At 67.3% G+C, this 611-nt stretch carries 2 protein-coding genes; both read right to left on the bottom strand.

The genetic code is table 11. The features are described 5' to 3' along the window. Nucleotides 1-61 precede the first annotated feature (61 nt). Nucleotides 62-250, bottom strand: coding sequence for a hypothetical protein (locus AOG27_RS20975; RefSeq protein ID WP_054543400.1), 189 nt, complete (start codon nt 248-250; stop codon nt 62-64). 38 nt (nt 251-288) lie between these two features. Next, the gene (locus AOG27_RS20980) at nt 289-492 is read right to left on the bottom strand and encodes a hypothetical protein (protein WP_023006054.1); all 204 of its coding nucleotides are present in this window, start codon (nt 490-492) and stop codon (nt 289-291) included. Nucleotides 493-611: the final 119 nt, after the last annotated feature.

Genomic DNA, 611 nt, shown 5'->3' on the forward strand with positions numbered 1-611 from the left:
GGGCTCGGGCGCTTGCTGGTGCGCGTGATGGCGCGTTCTGCGCAGTGGGGGCAGGTGATCCTCACCGGGGGTCTCCTTTCACTTCGTAGAGGGCGCGGCCGCGGCCGGTGAGGCCCTGAGCGCCGCGGCGGATGCGCCGGCGCAGCAGCCACTCGGCGGCCTGCTCGCGGGTTTCCAGCCCCTGCTGCTCGCGCACGGCGTCGAGCACCGCCTTGGCTTGCTGGTCGAGCTCCATCGGTTGTTCCGGCATGCGTGACCTCGGATGCACGGTGGATAAGGGGGCGGCGTTCAGCCGGCGTGGGAGGCGACACTGCCTTCCAGGGCGGCGGGGTCGATGCCGAGCACATCGCGCGCTTCCTTCATCAGCATCTGGCGCATCACTTCGGCCTTGGGCACGCCCAGGTAATTGGCCAGCGCGGTGATCACGTCGCTCTCGTACTGATCGAGGTAGACGGTGGCCTTGGTGCGGATGCGTTTCGGGTCCTGGTACATGGCGAGGTTCCTTATGCAGCAAGACAGAGCGAAAGCGGGATCAGGCCTGGCCGGCCTGTTCGGTGTCGTGCTCGTACTTCTCGATGCCGAGCAGGATCAGCATGCGAGCGGTAGAGGAG

Origin of the sequence: Pseudoalteromonas lipolytica, from assembly GCF_001306915.1 — a bacterium.
Classification (GTDB): domain Bacteria; phylum Pseudomonadota; class Gammaproteobacteria; order Enterobacterales; family Alteromonadaceae; genus Pseudoalteromonas; species Pseudoalteromonas simplex.